Annotated in this window: 5 protein-coding genes and 1 pseudogene; all 6 read right to left on the bottom strand. The window is 67.6% G+C overall.

Translation table 11 applies throughout. From position 1 onward, the window contains the following. Positions 1–61 precede the first annotated feature (61 nt). Complete coding sequence (locus tag V6M48_RS12010; RefSeq protein ID WP_332812762.1) at positions 62–460, bottom strand: hypothetical protein; 399 nt, start codon at positions 458–460, stop codon at positions 62–64. Positions 461–489: 29 nt separating this feature from the next. After that, a complete protein-coding gene (gene traC / locus V6M48_RS12005; RefSeq protein WP_332812761.1) occupies positions 490–3,036 on the bottom strand; it encodes a type IV secretion system protein TraC in 2,547 nt (848 codons plus the stop codon). Beyond that, on the bottom strand, positions 3,036–3,785 hold the full coding sequence (locus V6M48_RS12000) for a conjugal transfer protein TraV (protein WP_332812760.1): 750 nt from the start codon (positions 3,783–3,785) through the stop codon (positions 3,036–3,038). Before V6M48_RS12000 ends, traC begins: the two co-directional genes overlap by 1 nt. A 5-nt stretch (positions 3,786–3,790) precedes the next feature. Next, on the bottom strand, positions 3,791–4,657 hold the full coding sequence (locus V6M48_RS11995) for a DsbC family protein (protein WP_332812759.1): 867 nt from the start codon (positions 4,655–4,657) through the stop codon (positions 3,791–3,793). Then, positions 4,654–5,988 (bottom strand): TrbI/VirB10 family protein, encoded by a 1,335-nt coding sequence (locus V6M48_RS11990; protein ID WP_332812758.1) that lies wholly within the window; start codon positions 5,986–5,988, stop codon positions 4,654–4,656. Before V6M48_RS11990 ends, V6M48_RS11995 begins: the two co-directional genes overlap by 4 nt. Continuing rightward, positions 5,981–6,159: pseudogene (locus V6M48_RS11985) on the bottom strand (TraK domain-containing protein); the annotation flags it as partial. The pseudogene V6M48_RS11985 and the gene V6M48_RS11990, both read right to left, overlap by 8 nt.

The following is a 6,159-nucleotide window of genomic DNA, read 5'->3' as shown; positions in this document are numbered from 1 at the left end:
ATTGCGGTGAGGTTGATGCCGAAACGGCGCTTCGACATGACCGATGTTGCTAATATGTTCTTCACAGCTTTTCCTCCCGGAGACCTTCGGCGATCTCGCTCAGGAAGCGCGGCATCCGCAGGCAGGCGACCAGCGTTGCAAGGCCGATGAGGCCGAACTTCAGGTCATTGACGAAGCCGACCTGGCGTTCAGGACCGGCACCGAGAAAGCGGTCGGCGAAATTGGCGATCTGCGCGAAGAACAGCTCTACGTTGCCGCCCGAGATCATCAGGAAGAACAGGAGCGGCAGCCCGAGTGTTATGAGATAGGTCGAGGCGAGGAAACCGCCCGCCTTGACGAGAATGTAGCAGGTGTCGGCGAGGAGGCCGCGCCAGCTTTTGTCGGGCGGGGGCGGGTCGAAGCCGTCGTCCCCGGGGCTTCCCTGCGCCTGATCGAAGGGGCTGACGAGATGGAGTGGCATGGTGTCGTGGTCCTTGATGGAGGGTGGAATCAGGTGCGGCCTGCAAACGCGATCCGCTCGATCGCGTCGGCGAGCTGATGGCCGCGGGCGATCTCGGCATCGATCGCGGCGAAAGTCTGGGGTGAGCTCGAGAACAAAGTCGCCGAATAGTCGTCGAGCACGAGCCGGCCGATCGCCTCGGTTTCCGGTCCCTTGATGAAGACCTCGGAATAGTCGCTGCCCGACCGCTTCAGGCTGCGGATCAGCGTCTCGGTGCGGTCGTCCATGTCGAGCCGCTTCGAGGCCTTGAAATCGGCGATCGTCTCGGGCTTCTGCTGAAGGATCAGCATCCAGTCGCTGTTCTCGAGCGCCGCCGTCGCCCCGTCGGACTTGTAATAGTCGTTGAGCGACTGGGTCGCGGTCGCAAGCGCGCCGCCGTACTTGCGGCAGGTGCGGGCATAGGTCTCGACGAACTCGCCCATCGAGCCGCCCTTGAGCATCGACCAGGCCTCGTCGATCAGCAGCAGCTTGCGGACCTGACGGGGCGAACGCGTCATCGCCTGGCTGGTCATGAACATGATTGCGGAAAGGACGACCGCCCTCAGCTCCTCGCGGCTCGCAAGGTCGGACATCTCGAAGACGGTGAAATCGGCATCAAGGTCGAGGCTCGCCTGGCCCTCGAAGAAGGCGCCGTAGGTGCCGCCGGCCATGTAGGGAGCGAGGGCGGTCGCGAGGTCGGTTGCGGCCTCGTTCCCGAGACCCGCGAGAGCCTCTCCCACGCCGGTAATTGTCGCCGCCACGCCATGCTCGCTCCAGACAGCATTGACCGCCCGGTCGATCAGTCCGCGCTCGGTGTCGGAGAGCTTCGCGCTATGGCGCGCCATCTGGCCGACGATCGCCTTGACCATGGCAAAGCAGTCGAGACGATAATCCTCGTCCTCGGCGGCGCGCGCGGCGTCGATCATCGAGAAGGGATTAAGGCAGAAGCCTGCCTTCATCGTGAACTCGACAAAGCGGCCGCCCTGCAACTTGACCGAATGCTCGAAGCTGCGGCCGTCGTCGATCACTACGACCTGCGCGCCAGCGCCGCGCAGTGCCGCGCACATCTCCTGCAGGAGCACCGACTTGCCCGAGCCCGACTTGCCGCAGATCGCGACGTTGTGATTGCCGGCGTCGTTCTCGAAGGGCGACCAGAAGAAAGGCTGGCCGCGGCGGCCAACGAACAGCAGGTGCGGGTGCGCGCTCCCCAGATATTCCCCCTGCATCGGCGCGATGTTGGCAGCCGTTGTCGAGAGCACCGTCTTGAAACGCTTCAGGCGCTCCATGTCGGCGCCGAGCCCGTCGGCGAGCGTCAGCGGCATGGCCGCGAGCAGTCCCTGCACCTGGAGATAACGCTCGTCGGCGAGATCCCAGCCCGCCGCCTTGTAGATCGACTTGATCGCCCGCTCGTGCCGGTCGCCGGCGCCAAGAGGTGAATAGGCCGTGATGCCATAGAAGACGCGGACGAGCCGGCGGCCTTCCTGGAGCTCGGCCTGGACATGCTGCCACTCGGCGGCTTGCTCGCCGATGCGCGGCAGGAAGCGGGCGCTCTTCGTGCCCGCAAGACTCGTCGTGCGCATGAACTTGAAGCCGGCCTTGGCGCTGGCCGCTTCCTGGTCCGGGTAGACGAGACAGAGCATCGTCGCAGCCGGGCAGGGAAAGCGCAGCTTGTCGGTGAACAAATCACCGATGAGCCGTGCGCATTCCCAAGGCGCCCAGCGCTGCGGCATGTTCCGGACGGAAAAATGCCGCACGTCGAAGGCATCGGGATAGACGGCGCCGATCTCCGGCACGCCGTCGGTGGTCCGGCCGGTCGGACGGAAACGCTCGGTGCGCAGGTGCATCCGGTCCTCGTGGACGACGAGCTCGATGTCGTGACGGATCGCCTGGGCCGCGATCGGGTCGTTGGCGTTGTAGGGAACCGCATCGTCCTGCGGCGCCGTGGTCGGCGAGGTCAGGTCGTCGAGGATGGCGATGAGTTGCTGCGGCCCCACCTCCGCGACGCCGAGGTTCAGGGACTTCAGCATGGCGATGAGCCCGTCGCGGGTCTGCTTGAGCTCCTCGTTGCTCACCGTCTTCGCTGCGGGAACGCCGACCGAGACAATCACCTGGTGGTGCCGCGCATGGAACGGCGCGTCCGCCGAGCCCGATTCCCAGACGAGGCCATAGAGCCGCTTGGCCCTGTGGCGGGCGATCGCCTCATAGACCCCGCCCTGGACGTAGCGGGGAGCAAACCAGGGCGCGACAATCCGGCTAATGCGCGGGGAGGCGAGATGCAGCACCTGGAGGCAGGCGCCGGGCGGCAGGCCCTCGGAGAAGAATGCTCCAAGGATCTCGCCGGTGCGCTCGTCCGCGCCGATCAGCGGCGTGACGGAGAGGATGAACCCCTTCGAGCGCGCGTTGAAATAGAGCCGGCTCGCCGGGTCGTAGACCCGGTATGGCAGCCAGTCCGATAGCATGTCGAGCATCAGCGGAGGCCGCCGCCTCTCGGCGTGCTCGGCATCGCCGAGCAGCCCGCGAAGCACCCGGTCGACGATCGTGTTCAGCCGCTCGGCCATCACTTGAGCTCCTTGTCGGGTGCCGCGGGCGTGGAGGTCTTGCCGGTCACCCCCTTGGCGGCCTCGATCGCCTCGATGCTTGGGAACGTGAGCGGCTTTTCGCCGCCGCCAGGCCGAGGGGTCCGATCATGCAGTGGAGGGGACATGTCGAACCCCTCGACCGCCGGTGCCTTGGCACCGGCGACGGCCTCGCGCGCCGTGGAGGGGAGGACCAGCGGCGAGGCAACGGGGGAATCCTGGACGGGAGGGACAGCAAGCGAGAAAGGGGAAGTCAGGTCGACGGCATCGCTCTCGTCGCTGGCTTTTTGCGCGGCCGGGTCTGAGGCGGCCTGGACGGCCTTGAGCTGCCGGCTGAGCTGGCGCAGCAGCGGCGGCGCCGTCCCTTCGCCGGGCTTGCGGCGCAGTTCCGCGGCCCAGCGGGGATTCTCGACTACCGCCCAGGCGACAGCTTCGTCATGAAGCGTTCCGGCTTCATCGACATGCGCCGGGAACACGATCCGGAGCGTGCGCTCTAAGGTTCGGTCCCTATCGCCGGCAGCAACTCCGGCTCGGACACGCGCGAGTTCGTGCGAGGAGCCATTGCGTTCCAGCTCGGAGGTCGCGCGAGCGTCGATCACATGGCTGGGAGCGCAGTCGCCCTTGGGTGCGCGACAGCTGAAGTCGCCCTGGACATTTGTGCCGAACGTGGTGCAGCCGCTCGTGAAGGCAGCGAGGCCGACGCAGAGGATGAGGCGCTTGGAAGGGGACATGAGGGTCATCCTTTGCTGGTCTGGCGGGGAGCGGCCGCGAGGAACTCGCGGAGGGCGGCGGCAGGCCGATAGCCTTCGAGCACCGCGCCGTCGGACGGCCGCACGATGACCGGCGTGCCGCCGAAGCCGTGCGCTTTCGCAAAGGCCTCGTTGGCGTCGAGGCCGGTCGTGTCGCAGGGCTTGGGATTGGCGAGCGCCAGGCCCGAATAGGCCATGCGCAGCGACATCTCCGGACGGGATGAACAGAGCACTCGCTCCGCCAGCTGACGGCTTTCCGCGCCGAAGATCGAAATGGGGCGTTCCTCGACGCGCGCGCCGATCGCCTTCAATTCGCCTTCGAGCTTCTTGCAGTAGCTGCAGTTGAAGTCGGAGAAGACGACCACCTTCGGCCCTTCGGTCGGACCCCAGGTGATGGCCCCGTTTGCCGGGAGGCCGGCGAGCGAAACCCGCGCCGGGACGCTCGGGCGCTGCTGGGGCGGCTCGTCCTCTCCTGTCTGGCGCCGGGCGGCGCCGGCGGTGAGCAGGTCCGGGTTCAGAGCCAGCAGCCGTGCGGCCGTCAGATCCTGGCGCGCCTCCATGTCGTAGACACGGCCGATCACGAGATACTTGGCTGCCCGGTCGACGTAGAACAGGGTCGACTTCGAAGCGACTTCGCACAGGCCGCCGAGCCCCGAGCAGTCGATCGCGTCGATCGGCGTCTTCGGAAGCCTGAGCTTGAGCGCCGCCCGCACCTTGGCGCTATCGGGAGCGGTCGTCGGCGCTGCGAGGCTTGCGACGCCCCAGCCGGTGGCGGCGGACAGGGCGACGACGGCGGCGAGCCCTGCCGCGGGCCGCAGCCAGCGACGAGCTGGAGAATTGGGTGCTTCGATCACTGGGAATTCCTCACGTAGACGCCGTCGAGGAACACGATCTCGACATCGATGCCGGTCGGCATCTCGACGACAGGTTGGTACTGTTCGGCGCGCTCGATCAGATATTTGCTGACCGTATCGGCCGCGTCCGCGGCGCCCTGTCCGAGCCCGCCGCCGAGAATGTCGCCGGGCGACAGCTTGGAGCGCGTTCCGTCGGCGTTGGTCGTGACGCCGGAGAAGATGCTGTTGGCGTTGGCCGAGAAGCCTCGACCGAACCCGCCGATGATCCCGGCGAGCAGCGCCTGGCTGACAAGGCTGCCTTCGCGGCTGACGACGCGGCCGCGCACGCCGGACTTGCCGGCGAAGCTGATGAAGCCCTTGACCTCGCTTACTGCGACGCGGCCGCCGGGCTGGTCGCAGGTCATCCGGGCGAGCTTCACATAGACCTTCTCCGAGGAGAGATCGCCGCGCGCCGCGCCGTTGACCACGCAGCCCTGGATCCGGGTGGTGAGCACCTTCCCGTTCTGCATGACCGAGCGCGCCGGGCCGGTGATCCTCAGCACCACGGGCAACGGATCGGTCTGGCTGGCAACGCCAGCCGAGGCATCGACGCCGACGATCACCCGCGCTGGGGCATAGGAATTGGGCGGCAGGTAATCGGGGGAGTCCTCGACCACGACCGGCGGGGCGTCAGGGCGAGCCGAGCGAAGGCCGGTCGCGCCAGCCTTCTCCGAGGTGAAGCTCAGCAGCTTCACTTCGCCGGGAGACGGGACCAGGGCGTCACCGCCTGCTGTCGCGCTGCCGGGCTGCGGCGCTGCGGCTGGACGGCCGCGCGCATCGTAGCCGCCCGCTTGGGGCCCATAGGCCGGCGCGGTCGGAACCGGAGCCGGCGCGGCAGCCTGCGTAGCGAGCCGCGACTTGAGGTCCGCATTCTCGGCCGAGATCGCATCGATCGCCGCCTGCCCGTCGACCCGCATGGCCTGGTTTTCGGCTTTGAGCGCCGCGAGCTGCGCCTCGACCTCGCTGCGCGGGGCAGCGGATTCCCGGAGCGCCTTCTGCTCGCGCGTTACCGCGTCGAGCCGGTTGCCATAGCTAGCGACGAACTCGCGCTGCGAGAGGTCGCGGTTGACGAGGCCGGCCGTATCGATGGTTTGCGCAGCTTGCGCGTCGTCCGACGTGCCGTCCTCGTCCCCGCCGAGGATGAACCAACTGCCGCCGACGAGCGCGAGAGCGCCGATGCCCCCGAGCAGCAATCTCTGCCGGCGCGCCGTTCGGGCGTTGAGCCCGGTCACTTCGGATGGCGAGGCGGGCTCGGCCTGCAGCGGAGCGGGATTGTCGCTGGTATCAGTCATGGCTGCTTTCCCCGTTTGCGCCGACCACGAAGGCCGTCGTGCTGGAGCCGGGATCGAGCGCCGGGTTGACGATCGAGACGGCGAGGGTGTCGCGGGGCGCGAGGTCGCGCTCCGCGAGAGTGATGGACTTGCGTCCGCGGTTGGTGATGCGGATGACCTTGCCGGCGAGGT

The organism is Sphingomonas sp. (genome assembly GCF_036677245.1).
Taxonomy (GTDB): domain Bacteria; phylum Pseudomonadota; class Alphaproteobacteria; order Sphingomonadales; family Sphingomonadaceae; genus Allosphingosinicella.
This window is presented reverse-complemented; position numbering and strand designations above follow the sequence as displayed.